This is a genomic window from Aeromicrobium sp. CnD17-E (assembly GCF_024124745.1).
Taxonomy (GTDB): domain Bacteria; phylum Actinomycetota; class Actinomycetes; order Propionibacteriales; family Nocardioidaceae; genus Aeromicrobium.
The window spans coordinates 1-1,436 of the sequence record NZ_JAMXRU010000210.1 but is presented as its reverse complement, the minus strand read 5'-3'; the positions used below and the strand labels follow the sequence as shown (position 1 = coordinate 1,436).

1 protein-coding gene and 1 riboswitch are annotated in these 1,436 nt (G+C 75.6%); the gene reads left to right on the top strand.

Translation table 11 applies throughout. The features are described 5' to 3' along the window. Positions 1 to 136: 136 nt before the first annotated feature. Positions 137 to 270: riboswitch (cobalamin riboswitch) on the top strand. Positions 271 to 291: 21 nt separating this feature from the next. Beyond that, positions 292 to 1,436: ATP-binding protein (locus NH339_RS18175; protein WP_253027447.1), on the top strand; the 1,145-nt coding region annotated here is incomplete at its 3' end.

The following is a 1,436-nucleotide window of genomic DNA, read 5'->3' as shown; positions in this document are numbered from 1 at the left end:
GGCGTCGAGGCCGGCCCAGCCGTCGGCGCCGACGCCCACGACGACGACGGTGCCGGAGGCGCGACGGGGGGTGCTCATGTCCGGCGAGGCTAGTGCCTGCGCACGGACGCGGCGCGCCCCGGTAGCCTGGCTCGGACAAACTGCACACGCGCGAGGTGCCCCAGACGGTTGGGGAGAATCGGGAAGCCGGTGGAAGTCCGGCACAGGGTCCGCTGCGGTGACCACCTGGAGGTGGAAGTCCGAAGACCGGCCTCGCGCCGCACCAGCCATGGCGATCGAGCGGGAGCCCTCATGCCACAGCACTACCCCTTCACCGCCGTCGTCGGCGCCGAGCCCGACCAGCTCGACGACATGGCGCTCGCCCTCGTCCTCACGACGATCTCGCCCGCGATCGGCGGGGTCCTCGTGCGCGGCGAGAAGGGCACGGCGAAGTCGACGCTGGTGCGGGCGCTCGCCGCGGTGCTGCCCCCCATCGACGTGGTGAAGGGCGACCGGTTCTCCAGCGACCCGGCCGACCCCGCGCCGCTCTCGCCCGACGGTCCGTTCGGTCCCGAGCCCGAGGCCGAGACGCGGCCCGTGCGGCTCGTCGAGCTGCCCGTCGGTGCCACCGAGGACCGTGTGCTCGGCTCCCTCGACCTCGAGCAGGCGCTCGGCAGCGGCGTCACCCGCTACGAGCCCGGTCTGCTCGCCCGCGCCCACCGGGGCGTGCTGTACGTCGACGAGGTCAACCTGCTCCACGACCACCTCGTCGACCTCCTCCTCGACGCCGCCGCGATGGGCCGCTCGACGGTCGAGCGCGACGGCGTCTCCGTCGAGCACGCCGCCCGGTTCGTGCTGATCGGCACCATGAACCCCGAGGAGGGGGAGCTGCGCCCGCAGCTGCTCGACCGCTTCGGCCTCGCGGTCGAGGTGGCCGCACCGCGCGACCCGCAGGCCCGTGCCGAGGTGGTGCGCCGCCGGCTCGCGTTCGACGCCGACCCCGCCGGGTTCGCCGCACGCTTCGCCGAGCAGGACGCCGCGCTGACGACGCGCATCCGCCGGGCGCAGGAGCTGGTGGCCGAGGTCGAGCTCGACGACGCGACGCTCGTGTCGATCGCCGAGCTGTGCGCGGCGTTCGAGGTCGACGGACTGCGCGCCGACATCGTCACCGCCCGCACCGCGGCCGCCCACGCCGCCTGGCACGGTCGCACCACGATCACGCGCGACGACGTCCGCGCCGCCGCACGACTGGCACTGCCGCACCGGCGCCGGCGCAACCCCTTCGACGAGACGGGCCTCGACGAGTCGCAGCTCGACGACCTCCTCGGCCCCGACGAGCCGCCCGCCGGTGGACCCGAGGACGGGCCCGGCGACGGTGGTCCCGAGGGTGGTCCTGACGACGGGGGGCCCGACGACGGACCCGACGGCGGACCGGACGGCGGCCCCGGCGGCGCGCC